This is a genomic window from Flavobacterium panici (assembly GCF_903819335.1).
Lineage (GTDB): Bacteria > Bacteroidota > Bacteroidia > Flavobacteriales > Flavobacteriaceae > Flavobacterium > Flavobacterium panici.
Genome location: NZ_CAIJDE010000034.1, coordinates 244,283 through 266,772, shown reverse-complemented (window position 1 = coordinate 266,772; position 22,490 = coordinate 244,283). Strand labels below are relative to the sequence as shown.

At 33.3% G+C, this 22,490-nt stretch carries 20 protein-coding genes; 16 read left to right on the top strand and 4 right to left on the bottom strand.

The window, feature by feature from the left end; all coding sequences use genetic code 11:
* The first annotated feature begins 3 nt into the window (after nt 1-3).
* The 10 genes from FLAPXU55_RS07395 (at nt 4) to FLAPXU55_RS07350 (ending at nt 12,588) form a co-directional block, all read left to right on the top strand.
* Entirely contained in the window at nt 4-1,035 is a 1,032-nt protein-coding gene (locus tag FLAPXU55_RS07395) for a 2Fe-2S iron-sulfur cluster-binding protein (RefSeq protein ID WP_053471549.1), read from the top strand.
* Nucleotides 1,036-1,038: 3 nt separating this feature from the next.
* Complete coding sequence (gene nuoH, locus FLAPXU55_RS07390; protein ID WP_073483760.1) at nt 1,039-2,091, top strand: NADH-quinone oxidoreductase subunit NuoH; 1,053 nt, start codon at nt 1,039-1,041, stop codon at nt 2,089-2,091.
* A gap of 162 nt (nt 2,092-2,253) precedes the next feature.
* Nucleotides 2,254-2,799: a NuoI/complex I 23 kDa subunit family protein gene (locus tag FLAPXU55_RS07385; RefSeq protein WP_053471551.1), complete on the top strand. Its 546-nt coding sequence runs from the start codon at nt 2,254-2,256 to the stop codon at nt 2,797-2,799.
* A complete protein-coding gene (locus FLAPXU55_RS07380) occupies nt 2,800-3,339 on the top strand; it encodes an NADH-quinone oxidoreductase subunit J family protein (protein ID WP_053471552.1) in 540 nt (179 codons plus the stop codon).
* The gene (gene nuoK / locus FLAPXU55_RS07375) at nt 3,339-3,659 is read left to right on the top strand and encodes an NADH-quinone oxidoreductase subunit NuoK (protein ID WP_012023318.1); all 321 of its coding nucleotides are present in this window, start codon (nt 3,339-3,341) and stop codon (nt 3,657-3,659) included. The genes FLAPXU55_RS07380 and nuoK overlap by 1 nt, the downstream gene beginning before the upstream one ends.
* Nucleotides 3,660-3,666: 7 nt before the next feature.
* A complete protein-coding gene (nuoL, locus tag FLAPXU55_RS07370; RefSeq protein WP_180857152.1) occupies nt 3,667-5,550 on the top strand; it encodes an NADH-quinone oxidoreductase subunit L in 1,884 nt (627 codons plus the stop codon).
* A gap of 10 nt (nt 5,551-5,560) precedes the next feature.
* A complete protein-coding gene (locus tag FLAPXU55_RS07365) occupies nt 5,561-7,000 on the top strand; it encodes a complex I subunit 4 family protein (RefSeq protein ID WP_180857151.1) in 1,440 nt (479 codons plus the stop codon).
* Between the two features lie 56 nt (nt 7,001-7,056).
* Nucleotides 7,057-8,448, top strand: coding sequence for an NADH-quinone oxidoreductase subunit N (locus FLAPXU55_RS07360; RefSeq protein ID WP_053471555.1), 1,392 nt, complete (start codon nt 7,057-7,059; stop codon nt 8,446-8,448).
* Between the two features lie 162 nt (nt 8,449-8,610).
* Nucleotides 8,611-9,384, top strand: a complete 774-nt coding sequence (locus FLAPXU55_RS07355; protein WP_053471556.1) for a Bax inhibitor-1/YccA family protein — start codon at nt 8,611-8,613, stop codon at nt 9,382-9,384.
* 447 nt (nt 9,385-9,831) lie between these two features.
* Complete coding sequence (locus tag FLAPXU55_RS07350) at nt 9,832-12,588, top strand: pectate lyase family protein (protein WP_180857150.1); 2,757 nt, start codon at nt 9,832-9,834, stop codon at nt 12,586-12,588.
* An 82-nt stretch (nt 12,589-12,670) separates the two neighbouring features.
* On the opposite strand, the gene amaB is transcribed toward FLAPXU55_RS07350, so the two are convergent.
* Nucleotides 12,671-14,224, bottom strand: coding sequence for an L-piperidine-6-carboxylate dehydrogenase (amaB, locus tag FLAPXU55_RS07345; protein WP_180857149.1), 1,554 nt, complete (start codon nt 14,222-14,224; stop codon nt 12,671-12,673).
* A 185-nt stretch (nt 14,225-14,409) separates the two neighbouring features.
* On the opposite strand from amaB, the gene FLAPXU55_RS07340 reads away from it, so the two are divergent.
* Nucleotides 14,410-15,369: an MBL fold metallo-hydrolase gene (locus FLAPXU55_RS07340; protein ID WP_180857148.1), complete on the top strand. Its 960-nt coding sequence runs from the start codon at nt 14,410-14,412 to the stop codon at nt 15,367-15,369.
* 1 nt (nt 15,370) lies between these two features.
* On the opposite strand, the gene FLAPXU55_RS07335 is transcribed toward FLAPXU55_RS07340, so the two are convergent.
* The 3 genes from FLAPXU55_RS07335 to FLAPXU55_RS07325 all read right to left on the bottom strand — a co-directional run bounded on the left by FLAPXU55_RS07335 (nt 15,371) and on the right by FLAPXU55_RS07325 (nt 17,354).
* A complete protein-coding gene (locus tag FLAPXU55_RS07335; protein ID WP_180857147.1) occupies nt 15,371-15,547 on the bottom strand; it encodes a hypothetical protein in 177 nt (58 codons plus the stop codon).
* A 69-nt stretch (nt 15,548-15,616) separates the two neighbouring features.
* Nucleotides 15,617-16,156 carry a 3-hydroxyanthranilate 3,4-dioxygenase gene (locus FLAPXU55_RS07330; protein WP_180857146.1) on the bottom strand — a complete coding sequence of 180 codons (540 nt, stop codon included), beginning with the start codon at nt 16,154-16,156 and terminating at the stop codon, nt 15,617-15,619.
* 100 nt (nt 16,157-16,256) lie between these two features.
* The gene (locus FLAPXU55_RS07325; protein WP_180857145.1) at nt 16,257-17,354 is read right to left on the bottom strand and encodes an endonuclease/exonuclease/phosphatase family protein; all 1,098 of its coding nucleotides are present in this window, start codon (nt 17,352-17,354) and stop codon (nt 16,257-16,259) included.
* A gap of 212 nt (nt 17,355-17,566) precedes the next feature.
* On the opposite strand from FLAPXU55_RS07325, the gene FLAPXU55_RS07320 reads away from it, so the two are divergent.
* The 5 genes from FLAPXU55_RS07320 (at nt 17,567) to FLAPXU55_RS07300 (ending at nt 22,376) form a co-directional block, all read left to right on the top strand.
* Complete coding sequence (locus FLAPXU55_RS07320; RefSeq protein WP_180857320.1) at nt 17,567-18,466, top strand: S66 peptidase family protein; 900 nt, start codon at nt 17,567-17,569, stop codon at nt 18,464-18,466.
* Between the two features lie 146 nt (nt 18,467-18,612).
* On the top strand, nt 18,613-18,984 hold the full coding sequence (locus tag FLAPXU55_RS07315) for a YraN family protein (protein WP_180857144.1): 372 nt from the start codon (nt 18,613-18,615) through the stop codon (nt 18,982-18,984).
* A gap of 121 nt (nt 18,985-19,105) precedes the next feature.
* The gene (locus FLAPXU55_RS07310; RefSeq protein WP_012023298.1) at nt 19,106-19,762 is read left to right on the top strand and encodes a hypothetical protein; all 657 of its coding nucleotides are present in this window, start codon (nt 19,106-19,108) and stop codon (nt 19,760-19,762) included.
* A 396-nt stretch (nt 19,763-20,158) separates the two neighbouring features.
* Entirely contained in the window at nt 20,159-20,722 is a 564-nt protein-coding gene (locus tag FLAPXU55_RS07305; RefSeq protein ID WP_180857143.1) for an RNA polymerase sigma factor, read from the top strand.
* Between the two features lie 475 nt (nt 20,723-21,197).
* A complete protein-coding gene (locus FLAPXU55_RS07300) occupies nt 21,198-22,376 on the top strand; it encodes a FecR family protein (RefSeq protein ID WP_180857142.1) in 1,179 nt (392 codons plus the stop codon).
* Nucleotides 22,377-22,490 lie beyond the last annotated feature (114 nt).

Sequence of the window (22,490 nt, the reverse complement as noted above, 5' to 3'; positions counted from 1 at the left end):
GAGATGAAAGTAACCATAGACGGTCAAAGTATAGACGTAGAGCCAGGAACAACGATCCTGCAGGCTGCACGTATGATTGGTGGAGATTTGGTGCCGCCAGCCATGTGCTATTACTCAAAATTAAAAGGCAGCGGCGGTAAATGTCGTTGTTGTTTAGTTGAAGTTTCTAAAGGTAGTGAAGCTGACCCTAGACCCATGCCAAAATTAATGGCATCTTGTGTAACAGGATGTATGGACGGAATGGAAGTAAACAGTAAATCTTCTGCCAGAGTTACCGAGGCGCGTAAATCTGTAACAGAATTTTTATTGATCAACCACCCATTAGACTGCCCTATTTGTGATCAGGCTGGTGAATGTGATCTTCAAAATTTAAGTTTTGAGCACGGAAACCCAAAATCACGTTTTATTGAAGAAAAAAGAACATTTGAACCAGAAGATATTGGTCCAAATATTCAACTGCATATGAACCGTTGTATTTTATGCCAAAGATGTGTACAAGTTGCAGATCAATTGACAGACAACAGAGTTCACGGAGTATTAGATCGTGGTGACCACGCTAATATTTCAACCGGAATTTCTAAAGCAATCGACAATGAGTTTTCTGGAAACATGATTGACGTTTGTCCGGTTGGAGCTTTAACTGACAAAACTTTCCGTTTTAAATCAAGAGTTTGGTTTAATAAACCTTATAACGCACACAGAGAATGTACTACTCCTGGATGCTGCGGTAAAACTACAGTTTGGATGTTTGGTGGAGAAATTCAACGTGTGACTGGTCGTAAAGATGAGTACCATGAAGTAGAAGAATTCATTTGCAACAGCTGTCGTTTTGATCACAAAGATGTAAATGACTGGGTTATTGAAGGACCTAGAGAATTTGAAAAAGATTCTGTTATCAATCAAAATAACTACACTCAAAAATTAGAGAAAGTTGAAATCGATACTGAAAAGAATATTCTTTTAGGCCGCGATATCGACCGTAAAAAAATTAGTATGGCTGCAATTCCATTAACTACTAATGAAAAAAATTCTTAAGAAATGGAAAGTGCATTTATTATAGAAAAAAGTGTTGTTATTGTTGTCGTTTTTGCGGTAACAATGATTATGGCAATGTATTCTACCTGGGCAGAACGTAAAGTTGCTGCTTTTCTTCAGGATCGTGTTGGACCAAACCGTGCAGGTTGGGGAGGTTTATTACAGCCGCTTGCCGATGGTATGAAATTATTCTCTAAAGAAGAATTTTTCCCAAACACGCCAAACAGATTTTTATTCGTTGTAGGTCCGGCAATTGCCATGAGTACAGCTTTGATGACAAGTGCTGTAATTCCATGGGGAGACAGACTTCATCTTTTTGGAAGAGATATTATTCTTCAGGCAACAGATGTAAATATTGCTTTATTATACATTTTTGGAGTTCTTTCTGTTGGAGTTTACGGTATCATGATTGGTGGATGGGCTTCTAACAATAAATTCTCATTAATGGGGGCTGTTCGTGCAGCTTCTCAAATGGTTTCTTATGAAGTTGCTATGGGATTATCAATGATTGCACTGTTGATGATGACCGGAACAATGAGTTTAAAAGAAATTTCATTACAGCAGCAAGGAATGAACTGGAATGTTTTTTATCAGCCAGTTTCGTTTTTAATATTCTTAATTTGTTCATTTGCAGAAACTAACAGAACTCCGTTCGATTTAGCAGAATGTGAAAACGAATTAATTGGAGGTTACCACACAGAATATTCGTCAATGAAAATGGGATTCTATTTATTTGCTGAATATGCAAGTATGTTTATCTCTGCTACTATTATTTCTGTATTATTCTTTGGAGGTTATAACTATCCTGGAATGCAGTGGATGGTAGAAAATGTTGGAGTAAATACCGCTAATCTTTTAGGAATTGCTGTATTGTTTGTAAAAATATGTTTCTTCATATTCTTTTACATGTGGGTACGCTGGACAATTCCAAGATTTAGATACGACCAATTAATGAACTTAGGCTGGAGAATTTTGATTCCGCTTTCGATTATTAATATTATGATTACGGGCGCTGTTATTTTAAGACACGATATCGCAGCCGCTTTAGGATTCTAAGAACCGTAATGCCCTAGCCCTGATAGAAGCGGCATCCTTTAATTTTTTTCTTTAGAAAAATTAAAGATACAGCGGATAGCAGGATTAGCTTCAAATAAAAATAAAAATAGATTTTGAATTTGACTGAACTCAAATTGTAAATCATAAATCATAGATTAAAAAATGTCAATAGAAACTATATCATTATCGGGTAGAAAAAAAGTGGTCTCTAATAAAGAGATGACTTTTATTGAACGATTGTATCTTGTGGCGATTGTAAAAGGTTTGGCGATTACGCTTAAGCACCTTTTTAGAAAAAAAATTACGATTCATTATCCGGAGCAAGTTCGTGAAATGAGCCCGGTTTATCGTGGTCAGCACATGTTGAAACGTGATGAGCAAGGTCGTGAAAATTGTACTGCATGCGGATTATGTGCTTTATCATGCCCTGCAGAAGCTATTACAATGAAAGCTGCTGAACGTAAGCCAGACGAGAAACATTTATACAGAGAAGAAAAATATGCTTCGATTTATGAAATAAATATGCTTCGTTGTATTTTCTGTGGTTTATGTGAAGAGGCTTGTCCAAAAGATGCTATTTATTTGACAACTTCTAAGGTTTTAGTTCCTGCAAGTTATGAAAGAGAAGATTTCATTTTTGGAAAAGACAAATTAGTGATGCCTTTAGAAATGGCTATTAAAAATTCACAACTTAATAACGCTAACTAAATGATACATATTCCTGATTTCGCAAACGCAACTCCTGTAGGTGTTATATTTTGTATTTTAGCGTTTATTACAGTAATAACTGCCTTTTTAACCATTTTTAGCCGAAACCCTATTCACTCTGCTATTTACTTAGTGATTTGTTTTTTCTCTATCGCTGGTCATTATTTATTATTGAACTCTCAATTTTTAGCTGTTGTACATATAATTGTTTATTCTGGAGCGATTATGATTTTGTTCCTGTTTACGATTATGTTGATGAATCTTAACGAACAAAAAGATGTACACCGCCCAAGGATTACACGTTTAGGAGCGATTGTTTCTTTCTGTTTAATTGTTATTGTTTTAATTGCAATTTTCATCAATTCTAAACCAATTGTTGGAGATTATGATTCAACCGGAGAAGATTTCCAATCTATTAAAGTATTGGGTAAAATATTGTTGAACGAATATATGGTACCTTTTGAATTTGCTTCGATTTTACTTTTGGTTGCGATGATTGGAACTGTATTATTGTCTAAAAAAGAAAAATTAAATAAATAATGGGTAATATATTAAATCAAATAGGTATTGAAAATTACATCTTTTTAAGTGTTGTACTTTTTTGTATTGGTGTTTTTGGTGTATTGTACAGACGAAATTCAATTATCGTTTTCATGTCTATCGAGATCATGCTAAATGCAGTAAACCTTTTATTTGTGGCTTTTTCAACTTACCATCAGGATGCACAAGGACAAGTTTTTGTATTCTTTTCGATGGCGGTTGCTGCTGCTGAAGTTGCGGTAGGATTGGCGATTTTAGTTTCTATTTTCAGAAACATCGGTTCAATTAGTATCGATAATTTAAAAAATTTAAAAGGATAAAATAGAAATGGATACCAATTTAGCTTTAGTTTTAGTTTTAGCTCCTTTTTTAGGATTTTTAATCAATGTTTTCTTTGGAAAAAGCTTGGGGAAAACAGTTTCGGGAATCATCGGAACTGCTGCCGTGGCTGTTTCTTTTATAGTTACTCTAGTTCTTTTTAATCAAATAACTTCAACCGGAAAAGGAATTGAAGTTACTTTATTTGACTGGATTCAAATTAGTAATCTAAAAATCAATCTTGGATTTTTATTAGATCAGTTATCTGTTCTGTGGTTATTATTCGTAACCGGAATTGGATCTTTGATTCATTTATACTCTATCAGTTACATGCATGATGATGAAAATATGCACAAGTTTTTTGCGTATTTAAATCTGTTCGTATTCTTTATGATTACACTTGTAATTGGAAGCAACTTATTAGTATTATTTATTGGTTGGGAAGGTGTTGGACTTTGCTCTTATTTACTTATCGGGTTCTGGCATAAAAACCAGGATTATAACGATGCTGCAAAAAAGGCTTTTATCATGAACAGAATTGGAGATTTAGGTCTTTTAATTGGTATGTTCATTATTGGTTCAATGTTCTCAACTTTAGATTATGCCACTTTAAAAACTGCAATCGCAGGAGCGACAAACTTAAATTTACCATTACTTTCTTTAGCCGCTTTATGTCTGTTTATTGGAGCTTGTGGTAAATCTGCTCAAATTCCGTTGTACACTTGGTTACCAGATGCGATGGCAGGACCAACTCCTGTTTCTGCATTAATCCACGCTGCTACGATGGTAACAGCTGGTATTTTTATGGTAACGAGATTGAACTTTGTTTTTGATCTTGCAACAGATGTGCAGACTGTAATTGCAATTGTTGGAGCGATAACTTCATTAGTTGCTGCTACAATTGGTTTAGTACAAACTGATATTAAAAAAGTATTAGCTTATTCTACAGTTTCTCAATTAGGATTAATGTTCTTGGCATTAGGATTTGGGGCTTATGAAGTAGCAGTTTTCCACGTAATCACACACGCTTTCTTTAAAGCTTGTTTATTCTTAGGATCTGGTTCTGTAATTCACGGTTTACACGGTGAGCAGGATATGCGTAAAATGGGAGGATTGCGTAAAGCAATGCCAATCACTTTCTGGACAATGTTGGTTTCTTCATTGGCTATTTCTGGAGTTCCGTTTTTCTCAGGTTTCTTCTCAAAAGATGAAATTTTATTGACTGCTTTCCACCACAGTATTCCATTATATGTTGTTGGATCTATTGCTTCAATCATGACAGCTTTCTATATGTTCAGATTGATGTTCTTAACTTTCTTTAAAGATTTTAGAGGAACTGAAGAACAAAAACATCATTTACATGAAAGTGACGGTTTAATTACTTTCCCTTTAATGATTTTAGCTCTTTTAGTAACTTTTGGAGGATTAATTAGTTTACCTGGAAACAGCTGGTTAAATGAATATTTAGCACCTCTTTTCACAAAAGTGGCTGGCGAAGAACATCATTTGGGCGCAACAGAATATACTTTAATGGGAGTTGCTGTTTTAGGCGGATTGTTAGGAATTTTAATTGCTTATATCAAATACTTCAAACAAGACAATGTTCCTGAAGCTGACGAAAATATTACAGGCTTAACAAAAGTGTTGTATAACAAATATTATGTAGATGAAGCTTACGATGCGATTTTTGTTCGTTCTGTAAATGCATTATCAAGATTCTTTAGAGACTATATTGAAACGGGATTATCGGCAGTTGTTTTTGGATTAGGAAAAGCAGCAAACGAATTGGCGTTTCAGGGTAAAAAACTACAGACAGGAAGTATTGGATTATATCTTTTTGCTTTCGTTTTAGGTCTTTGCGCGATTGTTTCTTATATATTTTTAGCTCAATAATTTTATAACTATGAACGTTTCTCTTATATTAATTATTCTTTTAGTTGGTGCATTTATCACCTATTTTGCTGGTGACAAACTCGCTTCAAAAGTAGCTTTGTTCTTTAGTTTGGCAGCTTTAGGCTGTTCGGTTGTATTGTTAAACCATTTTAATGCTGGAGAAAATATCAGTCTTATCAATGCGTGGATCAATCAGCCTAAAATTTCTTTTGCGCTAAATGCTGACGGGTTAGGTCTTGCCATGCTTTTATTGACAACGGCTTTAACTCCAATTATTATATTCTCTTCTTTCGGGAATGAATATAAAAACTCAAAAGCTTTTTATGCTCTGATTTTATTTATGGCATTTGCTATGACAGGAACTTTCCTTGCTGCAGATGGTCTTTTATATTATATTTTCTGGGAGTTAGCTCTTATTCCTATTTACTTTATTGCTCTTATTTGGGGTAACGGTGATGCTGAAGAACGCAGAAAAGCAGTGGTTAAATTCTTTATTTACACACTTGCAGGTTCGTTGTTTATGTTGACTGCTTTTATCTATTTATACCAAAAAGCAGGTTCTTTCTTAATTGAAGATTTATATAAAGTACAATTATCTGCTTGCGAACAGCTTTGGATTTTCCTTGCTTTCTTCTTAGCTTATGCGATCAAAATTCCTATTATTCCTTTCCATACATGGCAGGCAAATGTGTACCAAAAAGCACCAACTGTCGGAACAATGCTTTTATCTGGTATCATGCTTAAAATGGGATTATACAGTGTTATTCGCTGGCAGTTGCCAATTGCACCTCTTGCTGCAAAAGAATACATGAATATTTTTATTGCTTTAGGAATTGCAGGCGTTATCTACGGTTCAATCGTAGCTTTAAGACAAAAAGATTTAAAGAAATTATTAGCTTATTCATCTCTTGCTCACGTTGGATTAATTGCTGCGGGATCTTACACTTTAACTCTTGATGGTTTCCGAGGTGCCGTTTTACAAATGATCGCTCACGGTTTTGTGGTTGTTGGATTATTCTATGCTGCAGAAATTATCTACAGAAGATTTGAAACTAGAAATATTAGCGAGTTAGGCGGAATCCGTACACAATCTCCAAAATTCACTTCAATGTTTTTAATTTTGGTTTTGGCATCTGTTGCTTTACCAACTACATTTAACTTTGTTGGAGAGTTTACTGTACTATACAGCCTTTCTCAAATAAACATTTGGTTTGCTGTTTTAGGCGGAACAACGATTATTTTAGGAGCTTACTATATGTTGAAAATGTTCCAAAACGTAATGTTGGGCGAAACAAATTCAAAAACTTTTGCTGATGTTTCTGTTAACGAAGGAATTTCTTTAGTTGCGATTATTGCTGTTTTAATATTCTTTGGATTTTATCCAAAACCAATTACAGATTTGATTACTCCAAGTTTAGAAACGATTTTAAACGTTATCAATAAAAATTAATATTTTAAATAAAATAAATTAGGGCGTTTTAGATTTCCTAAATCAAAAAAACAAAAATGAATACATTAATAGCTATAACAGGATTGGGTATTTTCTGCCTATTGTTTGAAATTCTAAATTTTAGAAAAGGCATTGTTCCGTTTACCATTTTAGGTTTATTGGGAGTTTTGGCACTAAACTTTTACGAATTTGGAACAACAGCAAGTTATTACAATAACATGATTACGGTGAGTAAATTCTCGACTGCTTTTTCATCATTGTTTATTATTTTAACTATTTTCCTTGTAGCATTAAGCCATAATTTTTACGAAAATCATCAGACAAAAATCTCCGATTATATCGCTATAAAAGTATTTTTATTAGCCGGAGGAGTTGCTATGGTTTCTTTTGGAAACTTATCGATGTTTTTCCTTGGAATCGAAATTTTATCTATCGCATTATATGTTCTTGCAGCGAGCGATCGTTTGAACATTAAAAGTAATGAAGCAGGTATGAAATATTTCTTAATGGGATCTTTCGCATCTGGAATTATCTTATTCGGAATTTGTTTGATTTACGGAGCTATGGGAACTTTTGATATTGCAGAAATTCACGAAAGTTCTTTATCTGCTGAGTTACCAATCTGGTTTCCTATCGGAATGATTTTAATGACAATTGGAATGTTCTTTAAAATTGCAGCAGTACCTTTTCACTTTTGGGCACCAGACGTTTACGAAGGTTCTCCAGCTTTAACAACTGCTTTAATGAGTACGTTAGCAAAAGTAATAGCGATTGCAACATTATTTAAATTAGTTTCAGGATTGAATTTAATTCCTTCTTTGGAAAATCAGGATCTTTTAGGAACATTTGAAAATATTATTCTTGTAATTTCAATTGCTTCTATGACCGTTGGAAATATAATGGCGTTACGTCAGGTAAATGTAAAACGTATGCTGGCATTCTCTGGAATCTCTCACGCAGGTTTCATGTTAATTACATTCTTAACTATTGCAACTTCTGCAGGAGTTTTATTGTATTATACTGCTGCTTACGCTTTAGCTGGTATTGCTGCATTCAGCGTTATTTTATATGTATGTAAAAATCAGGATAACGAAGATATCGTAAACTTTCACGGTTTAGGAAAAACGAATCCATTATTAGCTGCAATCTTGACTGGTTCATTATTGTCTATGGCCGGTATTCCGATTTTCTCAGGATTCTTTGCAAAATTATTCTTATTTGATCAGGCACTTCATGCTGGTTATGTTGCTATTGTAATTGTTGCAGTAATCAACTCTATTATAAGTGTTGGTTATTATTTCAAATTAATTTTGGCCATGTATTCTAAAGAACCAAATGAAGAGCGTACAGGAAAACCATTCCTTATTTATGCCGTTGCAATTATTTCTATTGGTTTAAATATTGCTTTAGGTTTATTCCCTTCATTAGTTTTAGATCTATTGAATTAAAAATTCAGATTAAAAAATATACAAATCCATCAAAAGTTTCTTTTGGTGGATTTTTTGTTTTACAGCAGTTTTCAAAAGAAAATTTCATGTTAAAAATTTAAAGTTAAATTACAGACTTCAAAAAAACTCCATATATTTGGGTTCACTAAAAGCATAAAAACTATGGCCTTCAATTCAAAAAATCCTTTTTTAAGTAACAAGCGTTTTTCATCAAATGCTGTTTCAAGAGCTGAAGAAGTACACGAAGCAAAGATTATTGATTACAATCAGGAAATGACTTTGTCTGGTACGATTAATAAATCAGCTATTTTATTTTTAATATTATGCGGCGCTGCTATGGTAACATGGTGGATGGCTTTTAACGGACTGAACATTATGCTGCCTGCTATTGGAGGTGCAATTGTTGGATTTGTTCTTGTTTTAATTTCTGCATTTAAACCACAATTATCACCGTATCTTGCTCCGGGTTATGCCTTATTTGAAGGATTATTCATTGGAGGAATCTCGGCTATTTTTGAAGCTATGTATCCTGGAATTGTAATAAACGCAGTTGGAGCTACATTGGTTACTTTCTTAGTTTGTTTAGGTTTATACAAATTTAAAATCGTAAAAGTTACAGAACAATTCAAATCAGTTGTAATTGCTGCTACTCTTGCTATTGCAACTTATTATCTAATTTCATGGATTGCTTCTTTAATTTTTAATTTTACTCCGGTTCATTACGGAAATGGAATGATGAGTATTGGAATTAGCGTTTTTGTAATTATAATTGCTGCTTTAAACCTATTCTTAGATTTTGACCTAATTGAAAAAGGTGTTCAGGAAAGAATGCCAAAATTCATGGAATGGTATGGTGCAATGGGATTAATGATCACATTAGTTTGGTTGTATATCGAATTTTTAAGATTATTATCTAAATTGTCAAGTAAGAATTAAAATTTTCTTTACACATAAAAAAAAGCCTTTTTGAAATTCAAAAAGGCTTTTTTTATGCTTCATATTCTAATAATTAGTTTACATATTCAAAATACAAACCTACTAAAAAGATTCTTTTTCCTACAAAAAATACATTTTAACAAAAACAGGTTTAAAAGTTATAAAAATATAAATTCTAAAAACATATCCCTTTTTACCTCTTTAAAACGTCAATAAAATTAGGCTTTCGCTAGAAATATTTTAACATGTGATAAATTACAATTAGTGCAATAAATTACATTTTAACTAAAATATTAGTGATTAATTTTACGTATATGTTTTTTTAAGACAAAATAAATAAGAATATCAAAATTTTGTATAATTTCGTGTAATCGATTACAATCTTAATTTTAGTCGAGAACCACAAAAACCACAAAAAACTTTTATTAATGTCTAACTTAAACAATTATGAAAAAAAACCTACTTTTTTTAGCTATGTTTTTTATTGCTGTGCAAACCTGGTCACAGCAAATTACTGAAGCCAGCGCATGGCTTGAATCTGCTTTTGTAAAATGGCAGCCCGTAAGCAACGCTCAAACGTATAATGTATATTATACAGGTGAAGGAGTTGTCGATCGAAAAATTGACACTCAGCTTATTAGAAGCTATGGAAGTTATTTTCGTGCCGATATTCCGGGTTTAAAAGCCGGATCTTATACTGTAAAAATCAAACCAGTTATTTCTGGTGTTGAAGGAACTGGTACCACAACAAGTTCATTGACAGTTAAAGCACACGATCGATCTGGATTTGCTTTTGCTAATTCCCGCGTTCCCGGTGCCTATAATGCAGACGGAACTCCAAAAAATAATGCGGTAATTATTTACGTAACAGAACAGACTAAAAACACTGTTTCTCTTAATGTAACTGGTGCGACAACAAATCCTTGCGTTGGTTTGCAAACTATTCTTGACGGTTACAAAAAAGGTAAAGAGTTAAGACCTGTAATTATTCGTTTGGTTGGACAAATTACCGATTTATCTTATATGATGAGCGGTGATATTGTTATTGAAAACAGCAAAAATGCTTCGGCTTATCTTACTCTGGAAGGAATAGGAAATGATGCTGTTGCAGATGGCTGGGGAATAAGAGTTAAAAATGCATCAAACATTGAAATTCGAAATATTGGAACAATGAACTGCGACAGCGGCGAAGGCGACAATATTGGCTTACAGCAAGATAATGATTACGTTTGGGTTCACAACTGTGATTTCTTTTACGGAAATGCCGGAAGTGATGCCGATCAGGTTAAAGGTGACGGAGCTTTAGACTGTAAAAAATCTACTTACATTACCTTTTCATACAATCACTTTTGGGATTCAGGAAAAAGTAATCTTTTAGGTTTAAGCGAAGGAACTACTGCCGGTTTATATATTACATACCACCACAACTGGTATGATCACTCTGATTCACGTCATCCTCGTGTACGTTATTATTCTGCTCACGTTTATAACAACTATTATGATGGAAATTCAAAATATGGTGTTGGATCAACTTTAGGTTCCTCTGTTTTTGTAGAAGCTAATTATTTTAGAAATTGTAAATATCCAATGCTGACTTCAATGCAGGGAACTGATGTTTACAATGGTGCCGAAGGAACTTTTTCAAGCGAAGACGGCGGAACCATTAAAGCTTTTAACAATACAATGAGCGGACAAACTCGTTTTGTAGGGTACAATTCTTCAACCTATCCAGTTGAATTTGATGCTTATGTAGCATCGACCAGAAACGAAACTATCAGTAGCAGTATTACATCAAAAAAAGGCGCTAAAACGTATAATAATTTTGATACCAACTCAAGTGTAATGTATTCTTATACGCCTGACAGTCCGGAAACTGCAAGAACAAATGTTATGCAATATGCAGGGCGTGTATCTGGTGGTGATTTACAATGGACATTTAACAATGCCGTTGACGATACTGCCGATGCGGTAAATACAGCATTAAAATCGGCTTTGACAAATTATCACACTAATTTGGTTTATGTTCAGGACGGAACAAATCCTCCAGCTGGAAATCAAACTTTAACTTCAACCTCTAATAACAATCAAACCGTTACTAGCGGAACTGCTATCGGCACTATTGTTTTTACCTGGGGAGGAGACGCAACGGATGCTTCCGTTACTGGTTTACCGGCTTCGGGATTGACTTTTACAAAAAATACTTCGGCTAAAACAATCACAATTTCTGGAACTCCAACTGCAACTGTAAATTATTCAATTGCTACAACAGGAACAGCTGGAACTCCTGCAACTGGGTCTGGAACAATTACTGTTAACACAGCAGGTTCTCAAACTTTGACATCAACAAATAATAACAGTCAAACGGTAACTAGCGGAACTGCCATTAACTCAATTGTATTTACATGGGGAGGAACCGCAACTGATGCAACCGTAACCGGATTACCAAGTTCTGGAATTAGTTTTGTAAAAAATAGTTCGACAAAAACAATAACTATTTCGGGAACTCCAACTGCAACAGTTTCATATTCAATTACAACTACAGGAACAGGAACTGCAGCAACGGGATCTGGAACAATAACGGTAAATACAGGTACGTCTGGAAGCGAAATTCACAATTTTACAACTTCTGGAAAAACAAGCACATTTTATGCAATTACAGGAAATCTTTCGACTACTAAAGGTACTGTTACGTATAATGGTTTGACTTTGACGCAATGTTTAAAAATTGAATCTTCTACCAATATTTCATTCACAACAAATCAGGCGAGTACTTTAACGCTTGTTTTTGTAGAAGCTTCGGCAACAATAAAAGTTGACAATGTTGATAAAGCAGCTTCTAACGGAATTGTAACAGTTTCATTGGCGGCAGGAACTCATACAATTACGAAAAAAGACACTTCGAACTTATTTTATATAAGTACAGTTTACAGTGGCGGAACGCTTCGTATGGCAAAAACAGAAGCTCCTGCTGATACAGAAATTGAAAAAGTATTTATTTATCCTAATCCAGCTTCAGATATTTTATACGTATCAGATCCAAGTCAAGTAGAAAAGGTTTTAATCTATAATATCTCGGGTATACTAGTAAAAATTATTCAAAAAGGAAATGAAAGTGTTGATATCAGTCAGCTTTCAACAGGAACTTACTTAGCGAAAATTTATACTGCCGAAGATTCATTTAATCAAACTATTATTAAAAAGTAAAACTTTATAATATTATAATTTATAAAAACAAAAGGCTTCCAAAATTTGGAAGCCTTTTTTCTAATATTTAAAAGAGATTTAATTACAAATCAAATTTAATTCCTTGTGCCAAAGGAAGATTCGTTGTATAATTAATCGTGTTCGTTTGGCGTCTCATGTAGATTTTCCAGGCATCAGAACCAGATTCACGTCCGCCTCCGGTTTCTTTTTCACCACCAAAAGCACCGCCAATTTCAGCTCCCGAAGTTCCGATGTTTACATTGGCAATTCCACAGTCAGAACCTGTTACAGATAAAAATCTTTCAGCTTCGCGTAAATTGTTGGTCATAATTGCAGAAGATAATCCTTGTGCCACTCCATTTTGAAGCTCAATAGCATTATCAACATCACCAGAATATTTAATCAAATATAAAACCGGAGCAAAAGTTTCGTGCTGTACAATAGCAAAAGAATTTTCAGCTTCAGCAATTGCAGGTTTTACATAACAGCCGCTTTCATAACCTTCTCCAGAAAGAACTCCGCCTTCAACCAGAATTTTTCCACCTTCAGCAACTACTTTATTTAAAGCTACAGCATATTGTTCAACAGCATGTGTATCGATAAGCGGTCCAACATGATTATTTTCGTCAAGCGGATTTCCGATTCTTAATTGTTTGTAAGCCGCAACTAAAGCATCTTTTACTTTATCATAAATACTTTCGTGAATAATCAATCTTCTAGTTGATGTACAACGCTGACCTGCAGTTCCTACAGCTCCAAAAACAGCTCCAATAACTGTCATTTTAATATCAGCATCCGGAGTTACAATAATGGAATTATTTCCTCCTAATTCTAATAACGATTTACCTAATCTTCCGGCAACGGTTTGTGCAACAATTTTTCCCATTCTGGTAGAACCTGTTGCAGAAATTAGCGGAATACGAGTATCTTTTGTCAACAGCTCTCCTATTTTATAATCGCCGTTTATCAAGCAAGAAATTCCTTCCGGAAGATTATTTTCTTTGATAACCTGAGCAATAATATTTTGGCAGGCAATTCCGCAAAGAGGTGTTTTTTCAGAAGGTTTCCAAACGCATACATCTCCGGAAATCCAAGCTAAAGCAGTATTCCAAGACCAAACTGCAACCGGGAAGTTAAACGCAGAAATAATTCCAACAACTCCTAATGAATGATATTGTTCATACATTCTGTGTCCTGGTCTTTCAGAATGCATTGTCAATCCGTGTAACTGACGCGATAATCCAACAGCAAAATCACAGATATCGATCATTTCCTGAACTTCTCCGTAACCTTCCTGCAATGATTTTCCCATTTCATAAGAAACCAATTTACCAAGAGCTTCTTTATTTTGACGTAATTTTTCTCCAAACTGACGCACGATTTCTCCACGCTGCGGTGCAGGAATTAATCTAAAAGTTTTGAATGCCTCAGTTGCAGAACGCATTACTTTTTCATAATCTTCAAGTGTTGAAGTTTTTACAGATGCAATTAATTTTCCATCAACAGGTGAAAAACTATCTAAAATTTCTCCCGATGAAAAGTTCTCTACTCCAGTTGAAGTTCCTTCGTTAACCAGTTTAATTCCTAGTTTTTCCAAAGCTTCATTCATGCCAAATTGTGATGCTATTGTTGTCATTGTAACTTTTTTAGTTAAAATTGTTATATTTTTTTTATGTAAAGATATTATTTTAGAATTAATTTCAAATGATATTGAACTATTAAACACAAAGTAAATTTAGAGTTATTTTACAAGTATTAACGCAAAGCGATCCTGATTTATTCGGTAAATTTGATGAAATTTGCATTTCTAAAATTATAAATATGACCAGTTTCAGTCGGCTTTTGCTTTGTTTTGTCTTAGTTTCATTTAATGCTTTTTCTCAAAAAGAACAGAAATCTTCTTTTCAGGTTGTTCCTTTAGGAATAAAAGGCGGAATCGACGAGAAAAATCTTTCGGCTTATTTAATAGCGCCAGCAAACACAAAAGATTTTGTTTGTCTGGATGCCGGAACAGTAAATGCCGGAATTGAAAAAGCAATTGAAAACAAAGTCTTCAAAGTTTCGACCAGCGAAGTTTTACGAAAATATATAAAAGGATATTTGATTTCGCATGCGCATTTAGATCATGTTTCGGGATTAATTATAAATTCTCCTGCCGATTCTTCTAAAACGGTTTATGCGACTGAAAAATGTATGGAAATGATGGAAAATCATTATTTCAATGATCAAACGTGGGCTAATTTTGGAGACAAAGGCGTTGGTTTTCCGTTGAAAAAATATCACTTTCAAACTTTAAATATAAATGAAGAAACTGCTCTTTCAAATACAAAAATGACGGTTAAAGCTTTTCCTTTAAGTCATGTAAATCCATTTGAAAGCACTGCTTTTTTAATTAAAAATGAAGATAATTATGTTTTGTATTTAGGAGACACAGGCCCTGATTCTGTAGAAAAAAGCGATAAATTAAAAGCTTTGTGGACTGCAGTTGCACCTTTGGTTCAAAACAAACAATTGAAAGGTATTTTAATTGAAGTTTCTTTCCCAAATGAACAGCCGGACAAGTTTTTATTTGGTCACTTAACGCCAAATCATTTAATGACTGAACTTCATGTTTTGGAAGAATTAGCCGGAAAAGATTCTTTGAATAATTTCAAAATCATTATTACACATTTAAAACCGCCAGCTAAAAATATTACTAAAATTAAAGAGCAGTTGAAAACCCAAAATGATTTAGGATTGAAGATTATTTATCCTGAACAAGGGAGAAAAATTGGGTTGTAGATCAAATGATTTTTTTTCTTTTCAATTCCAATAACATCTCTTCATGAGTAATAAAATTACCATTTTTTAAATCTTCTTTTCCTCGTTTAATTTCTGCTTTTAAGTGTGACAAGAAATCCTCTTCTGAAGTATTATCTATATTGGGATTGAAATCTTCTTCTTTTCTTAAATCTTTCATAATCTTATTAATATTTATTTTGTTGGAATAATACCTAACAGGTTTTAAAAACCTGTTAGGATAAAAAAACTATTTCTTAGCCGTAAACCTCGGATCAGTTTCCATTATGGTTCCGCAATTATCGCAAGTTCTTAATTCTTCTGAATTGTAGAAATGTTCGAAATGAGGAAGAAAGTCTTTTTCGATATTATGCAGTTCAAAATACACTTCATAAAGTTTGTGATTGCAATTATCACAATGCCAAAGTAAACCGTCAGTATATCCTTTTCCGGCGCGTTTTCGTTCAATTACCAATCCTATTGAACCTTCTGAACGAACTGGAGAATGTGGAATTTTAGCAGGATGTAAATACATATCTCCCGCATTTAATTCCATTTCTTTACGTTCACCGTCTTCCTGAATTACAACTTTTATACTTCCTTCTAATTGATAAAAAAGTTCTTCGGTTTCGTTATAATGATAATCTTTTCGTGCATTTGGTCCGGCAACAATCATTACAATATAATCGCCTGAATCAACATATAGATTTTTATTTCCAACTGGTGGTTTTAGTAAGTGTCGGTTATCTTCAATCCATTTTGTTAGATTGAATGGTTTTGCTATAGCCATTTTTTTTCAGAATTTATGAAAAGCTAAGGTAGTGAAAAGTATTCAGTAAACAGTCGCAGTCTCAGTATTCAGACTGAAAACTGAGACTGAAAACTGTGATTTATTTTATCTCTCGTATTAAATAAACATAAACCGGAAAATGATCACTAAAACCTGCTTCGGTTAAAGTATTTCTTAACGGATATCCTTTATATTTTCCGGAAGTTTGAATTAAATAAGGTCGATTAAAGATTCCTGCTTTCCAGAATTTAAAACTTGAAAAATCAGGTTCAATAAAAGATTTGGTCATTATGATTTGGTCAAAAATATCCCAGGAATCTCTAAACGCTAAAGTTCCCATTCCTCTTTCTGCCATTTCTTCGAATGGATTATAAACACCAAATTCAGGAACTTCTGCTTTTTTTGCTTTTGCTCCTAATTCGGTTTTTATACTTTTATTAAAAGGTCCGTCGTTTAAATCTCCCATAGTAATTACTTTTGCCATTGGATTTATCTGTTGAAGGGAATCTATAATTTTTCGATTTAATCTTCCTGCTGCTTCACGAAACGGACTGCTTGCTTTTTCTCCGCCAGATCTCGATGGCCAGTGATTGACAATAATGTGAATTTCTTCATTGTCTAAAAAACCTGTTACTAAAAGCTGATCTCTGGTAAAAACTCGGTTTTTAGTATCTATTTTGATTTCAACATCACCTAAATCTTCGTTTTTATCTTCCTGAAGAATTGGTTTGTTTTTATAAATCAACAACGGAATATTAGCATAAGAAGTCGGCCTGAAATATTTCTTTTGATACAGAAGCGCTACATCGATTCCGCGTTGATCGGGAGAATCAAAATGGATAATTCCGTAATCGTAAGGTGCTATTTTTTCCTGTTTAATTAAATCTTCAAGAACACCGCGGTTTTCAACTTCAGAACAGCCAATTAAAGTAGGCGCATTAGAATTTTCAGGAGTTCCAATTTCAGAAATAACTCTTGAAAGATTTTTTAGTTTTTGTTCGTATTTTTCTTTTGTCCAATGCTGAGCACCATTTGGAGTCCATTCGTCATCATTTATGCTTGGATCGTCGTTAATATCAAAGAGATTTTCGAAATTGTAAAAGGCTGCGGTGTGAATTACATATCTTTTAGATTGTGCATTTGAAAGAGAAATTATAAAAAAGGCGAGTAAACAAAAGTGAAATTTAATAATTTGCATAACTTTAAAAATTTAAGAGCTCAATTTAAATAAATTGTAAGAATTTTCAATAGTTTAATTGAGTAAATAATTTATATTTGTTAATCTCAACATTCAAATAAGCAAAAGAAACTATGAAAAGCTTCCTTACTATCACAAAATATTTTAATGGTGCTAAACTGGCATTTCTTATTTTTGCTTTACAATCATTTACCTGTCAATCCCAACAAATCATGATAACACCACCTTATTTACAAAAAGGAGATACTGTAGCACTTTTAGCAACTGCCAGAAAAAATATCGACGACAATTTAAAACCAACTATAGATTTACTTAAAAGCTGGGGTCTGGAAGCTGTTGTTGGAAGTTCAATTGGATTAGATTATCACCAATTAGCCGGAACAGATGAACAACGCGCTGCCGATTTTCAAAAGCAATTAGATAATCCGAATATAAAAGCAATTTGGTGTGTTCGTGGCGGTTACGGAACTGTCAGAATGCTGGATCTATTAGATTTTACAAAATTCAAACAACATCCAAAATGGGTTATCGGCTTTAGCGATGTTACGGTTTTACACAATCACTTAAACACGATGGGTTATAAATCAATTCATGGTGTTATGCCGGTTACGATTCCACGTGCTACTCCGGCAGCGATTAGTTCAATGAAATCGAGTTTATTTGGGGAGCCTCTTTCCTATTCTATTGAACCAAGCAGCATGAACCGTTTTGGCAAAGCAACTGGTGAATTAGTGGGTGGAAATCTTTCTATATTATACAGTTTATTGGGTTCTCCTTCGGCAATTGATTGTAAAAATAAAATCTTGTTTATTGAAGATTTAGATGAATATCTATATCATATTGATCGTATGATGATGAATTTAAGACGTAACGGCTGTATCGAAAACCTTAAAGGAATTATCATTGGCGGAATGACCAAAATGAAAGACAATGAAGTTCCGTGGGGGAAAAATGCATTAGAAATTATTGATGATGTTACTAAAAAATACAACATTCCGGTAATCTTTAATTTCCCGGCCGGACATATTCAGGATAATCGCGCTTTAGTTATGGGAAGTACTATTTCTATTGATGTGAATGCATCTGGAAGTACGGTTACTTTTCAGAAATAATATTATTTCTTAAGCCAAGAAAAAAATACCACACATAAAAAATCTCGCAAAGACGCGAAGTCGCAAAGTTTGAATTTACTTTGCGACTTCGCGTCTTTGCGTGCAAAAAACTTTATCATTAAAATTCAAACCTGAAACAAAAAAACATGGCGGAACACAATGAACTCGGTAAAAAGGGAGAAGAACTTGCCGTGGAATATCTTGAGCAAAATGGTTATGAAATTTTAGACCGAAACTGGGTTTTTCAAAAAGCAGAAATAGATATTATCGCTCAAAAAAATGATGTTTTGGCAATCGTCGAAGTGAAGACAAGATCGAGTTTAGATTTTGGTTCTCCGCAGGATTTTGTGAAGCCAAAAAAAATTCAACTTCTAATAAAAGCAGTAAATGCCTACATAAACTATAGGGAAAAGGATTTTAATGATAATTTAAATATCCGTTTTGACATCGTTGCGATCCATAAAAACAGGGAATCATTTGCAATTGAACATCTTACTGATGCATTTTATCATTTTTAACATAATTTTTTCTTGTTATAATTGTAACAAATTGTTTTTTTATTTATATTTGCATAGATTTATAACATCAAATTAACTAAACCACACCAATTAAGTTACAAAAAAAAAAGAAAAAAAAATTATGAAAACCGTTTCTTCCATCGTCGAAAATTACATCAAAACGAAACCATTTCTCTTAAACGCTTTATCTCTTGGGATTATTAACCTGACTTCTCTTTCTCGGAACATTATGACTGAGTTAGAAAATGAATTTGGCAAAGAAGTAAAACAAGGCGCTGTTGTAATGTCGCTGAAGCGATTGACTGAAGAATTAGATTTTAAATTAAACCATAAAATCAATAAGGTAATCAAGAATATTGGCGAAATCACAGTTAGATCTGAGTTGACGGATTACACTTTTGCAGCTTCTGAAACTGTGTTAAACAAACAAGCCGATTTAATTTCTGATATCAATGCTTTATCTGATATTTTCTATACCTCATCCCGTGGTGTAAACGAAACTAATATTGTAGTAAGCAGCAGTGTAAATCATTTAGTGGAGAAACACTTTATGAGAGAAAAACTAATTCAGAAATTAGACAACCTTGCTTCTATTACAGTAAAATTACCTAAAGAAAACATCGTTGTTCCTGGTATTTACTATTTCATTTTCCAGCGTTTAGCTTGGGAAGGAATTATTATTAATGAGGTAATTTCGACTTCAAACGAATTTACAATTCTTGTTGGAGAAGATCAGGTTGATGTTGCTTTTAAAGTAATTAAAGATTTGAAAAACTAATCACACAAAATTTAATTTTTACATCTTAAATAAATTCAATTTTCAATAATCCTTTTGTCTTTCTCAAAAAAAGATAAAAGGATTTTTTTACAAATTAGTGTTTTTATTTTTTCAAGCACTTTTATTCCAAATAAGAATATTCTCAAAAAACACAGCTCATTATAGTTAATTTTTAAAATTTTAGCCAAAAAGTTATCAACTTGATAAAAAGGGTTTTACTACCGTATTTACTGAGATTTTATTGAAAATAAATCACAAAAAACCGAATTAAGTTTATTTTACCATTATTTGCTGCGAATAATATTTTTATATATTTGCTAACCACTCAACACATTAGAGTATCGATTTTGATAGTATCGTAATATAATTAGATTTAAATACAAACTAATTAATTTAATGTTGGAAGCCAAAGACTATAGCGACAAATTATTGGTAAGCGAATTAAAAAATGGCAGCGAAAAAGCTTTTCGTTCCCTTTTTGATTTGTATTACCAGGATATTTATGGCTACAGCATAAGTCTTTTAAAATCAAAAGAGGCTGCCGAAGAAAATGTACAGGATGTTTTTATGAAAGTCTGGCAGCATCGCGAAAACCTAAACTTAGAACAATCTTTTAAGGCTTATATTTTTACCATTGCGAGAAATCAGGCTTTTAATACCTTGAATAAAGCCGCAAATGATTTGGTTTTGAAAGAAGCTATTTTTTATGAAAGTCAAAAATCACATGAATATGGAGATTACTCCATTCGGGAAGAAGACTGTAAAAAACTGCAAAAACAAGCCATGAAACAATTACCGCCAAAGCGGAAACAAATTTTTAAAATGTCACGAAAGAAAGGCATGAGTTACGAAGAAATTAGTCAGGAACTCGGCATCTCTATAAATACTGTCAGGAATCAAATGAGCAAAGCATTAGAATCAATGCGAGTCTTTTTTCAGATTCACGACGAGATTATCTAACCAAAACCAATTTTTAACCAACTAAATCACTCTTTCCGGGTGATTTTTTTGTTTTAATGAAATTGCCCACGGATTTTACGGATGAAACGGATTTTCGCAGGTTTTTTGTTTTTTTCCATTCAACTCAATATTCTTTTATAACACTGAATTTTAAACATTGCCCGTGGTTTCAACCGCGGGGACGCAATATATAGCATTACATAATCACGATACGTTTCCCGTGGTTGAAAGCACGGGCTATATTTTAAATAAAAAACCTGTGTAAACCCGTTTCATCCGTAAAACCCGTGGGCAAAAACCGCATTCCATTTAATTTTTACAAAAAAACTTCTTTTTGAAATCATCTACAAATCAACATCTTACGATAAATTTCATCATTTTAAATGTTAAAATTTAAAAATTTACAACGTTTGAGTAGTACTGAAATCGTTTTCGGCTGTATTATATTCAGAACCCGACCTAAAAACAATTCGTAATGAATTCAAATTCTGAAATAAAAAGTCTTTTACAAAAGTTTGTTTTAAACCAATGCACGCCCGAAGAAATAAACGAGGTAGTTGCTTATTATAAAAAAAATCAACTTACGGAGGATTTTCCAACGGTAGAAGATATTCAAAATCTTCTTGGCGAAATGCCGAAAATGGACAAACAAACTGCTGATGATATTTTCATGAATATCCTATCAGCATCAAAAGAAGAAGAATCTGTGATTGAAATGCCAGAGAGAAGATCAAATTTCAGAAAATATATTTCGATTGCTGCTTCTGTAATTGTTTTACTGGGAATTGGTTTCTTCTATAAACAAAATCTTTCAGACAAACCTGCTGAACCAAAATTCGATTTTAAAAGTTCTGATATTGTACTGCAGTTAGAAAATGGCGAAACGCAGATTTTATCTGAACACAATTCGGCACAAATAAAAGATGCTAAAGGAAATATTGTTGGAAATCAAAGCGGAGATAAAATTGCATACGAAAACAGTTTAGATCCTGAAAGATTAGTTTACAACACGATTAAAATTCCATACGGTAAAAAATTCCGCCTTCAATTATCAGATGGAACTATGGTTCACTTAAATGCAGGAACGACTTTAAAATATCCTGTAAAATTTATCGCTGGAGAAAGCAGACAAGTATTTCTGGATGGAGAAGCTTTTTTTGATGTTGCAAAAGATAAAAAACACCCTTTCATTGTAAATGCTGACGAATTGAATGTTCGAGTTCTGGGAACGCATTTCAACGTTTCTAATTATCCTGAAGACGCTGCAACAGATGTTGTTTTGGTTGAAGGTTCTGTTGGAATGTATCAGTCAAACGAAAAATTTGATGCTTTAAAAAACACCATTTTAAAACCTGGCTTCAAAGGAAGTTTCAATAAAGAAAATGCTAAAATTTCGACTAAAGCGGTTATTACAGATATCTATACTTCATGGATAAACGGCGGACTGACGTTTAGAAACATGACATTCAAAAATATTATTACAAAACTGGAAAGACGCTACAATGTTACTATTGTAAATAAAAATGAAAAACTGGCTAACGAAAAATTCAATGCAAGTTTCAGCGACGAATCAATTGATAAAGTGATGAGTTATTTCAACGACATTCACGGTATCAATTACACCATAAAAAACGATCAAATACTAATTAAATAACCACTAAAACCAATGAAAATTTATGAAGAACTAAAATTACAGGAATAAAAAAATCGGAAAGAGCTGCGAACAATTTCCGATTAACTAAGTGATTGAATATAACGAATTAACTAC

Excerpts from the sequence above, each read along its gene's own strand:
- FLAPXU55_RS07395 (WP_053471549.1), top strand. The coding sequence starts at position 4 with ATGAAAGTAACCATAGACGGTCAAAGTATAGACGTAGAGCCAGGAACA.
- nuoH (WP_073483760.1), top strand. The coding sequence starts at position 1,039 with ATGGAAAGTGCATTTATTATAGAAAAAAGTGTTGTTATTGTTGTCGTT.
- FLAPXU55_RS07385 (WP_053471551.1), top strand. The coding sequence starts at position 2,254 with ATGTCAATAGAAACTATATCATTATCGGGTAGAAAAAAAGTGGTCTCT.
- FLAPXU55_RS07380 (WP_053471552.1), top strand. The coding sequence starts at position 2,800 with ATGATACATATTCCTGATTTCGCAAACGCAACTCCTGTAGGTGTTATA.
- nuoK (WP_012023318.1), top strand. The coding sequence starts at position 3,339 with ATGGGTAATATATTAAATCAAATAGGTATTGAAAATTACATCTTTTTA.
- nuoL (WP_180857152.1), top strand. The coding sequence starts at position 3,667 with ATGGATACCAATTTAGCTTTAGTTTTAGTTTTAGCTCCTTTTTTAGGA.
- FLAPXU55_RS07365 (WP_180857151.1), top strand. The coding sequence starts at position 5,561 with ATGAACGTTTCTCTTATATTAATTATTCTTTTAGTTGGTGCATTTATC.
- FLAPXU55_RS07360 (WP_053471555.1), top strand. The coding sequence starts at position 7,057 with ATGAATACATTAATAGCTATAACAGGATTGGGTATTTTCTGCCTATTG.
- FLAPXU55_RS07355 (WP_053471556.1), top strand. The coding sequence starts at position 8,611 with ATGGCCTTCAATTCAAAAAATCCTTTTTTAAGTAACAAGCGTTTTTCA.
- FLAPXU55_RS07350 (WP_180857150.1), top strand. The coding sequence starts at position 9,832 with ATGAAAAAAAACCTACTTTTTTTAGCTATGTTTTTTATTGCTGTGCAA.
- amaB (WP_180857149.1), bottom strand. The coding sequence starts at position 14,224 with ATGACAACAATAGCATCACAATTTGGCATGAATGAAGCTTTGGAAAAA.
- FLAPXU55_RS07340 (WP_180857148.1), top strand. The coding sequence starts at position 14,410 with ATGACCAGTTTCAGTCGGCTTTTGCTTTGTTTTGTCTTAGTTTCATTT.
- FLAPXU55_RS07335 (WP_180857147.1), bottom strand. The coding sequence starts at position 15,547 with ATGAAAGATTTAAGAAAAGAAGAAGATTTCAATCCCAATATAGATAAT.
- FLAPXU55_RS07330 (WP_180857146.1), bottom strand. The coding sequence starts at position 16,156 with ATGGCTATAGCAAAACCATTCAATCTAACAAAATGGATTGAAGATAAC.
- FLAPXU55_RS07325 (WP_180857145.1), bottom strand. The coding sequence starts at position 17,354 with ATGCAAATTATTAAATTTCACTTTTGTTTACTCGCCTTTTTTATAATT.
- FLAPXU55_RS07320 (WP_180857320.1), top strand. The coding sequence starts at position 17,567 with ATGATAACACCACCTTATTTACAAAAAGGAGATACTGTAGCACTTTTA.
- FLAPXU55_RS07315 (WP_180857144.1), top strand. The coding sequence starts at position 18,613 with ATGGCGGAACACAATGAACTCGGTAAAAAGGGAGAAGAACTTGCCGTG.
- FLAPXU55_RS07310 (WP_012023298.1), top strand. The coding sequence starts at position 19,106 with ATGAAAACCGTTTCTTCCATCGTCGAAAATTACATCAAAACGAAACCA.
- FLAPXU55_RS07305 (WP_180857143.1), top strand. The coding sequence starts at position 20,159 with ATGTTGGAAGCCAAAGACTATAGCGACAAATTATTGGTAAGCGAATTA.
- FLAPXU55_RS07300 (WP_180857142.1), top strand. The coding sequence starts at position 21,198 with ATGAATTCAAATTCTGAAATAAAAAGTCTTTTACAAAAGTTTGTTTTA.